At 50.4% G+C, this 228-nt stretch carries 1 pseudogene; it reads right to left on the bottom strand.

From position 1 onward, the window contains the following. Positions 1–228: pseudogene (gene cysS, locus FDX22_RS00510) on the bottom strand (cysteine--tRNA ligase); the annotation flags it as partial.

Here is a 228-nt window from a genome sequence, read left to right as displayed (position 1 = left end):
GTCAAACATCACGTCACCGTTATCAGCAACGTAAGCGTGACCTTTGGCAATCAGCTGTTCGGTGATTTCGATAATCTCGGCGATATGGTGCGTCGCGCGCGGTTCAAGATCCGGGCGCAGAATATTCAGCGCATCGAAATCGTTGTGCATTTCCGCAATCATGCGATCAACCAGCGCCACAAAGCTCTCGCCATTTTCATTCGCGCGCTTAATGATTTTGTCGTCGAT

Source organism: Citrobacter sp. TBCS-14 (assembly GCF_005280805.1).
GTDB classification, from domain to species: Bacteria; Pseudomonadota; Gammaproteobacteria; order Enterobacterales; family Enterobacteriaceae; genus Citrobacter; species Citrobacter gillenii.
The sequence above is the reverse complement of the archived record's forward strand: the minus strand, read 5'-3'. Positions and strand labels throughout refer to the sequence as shown.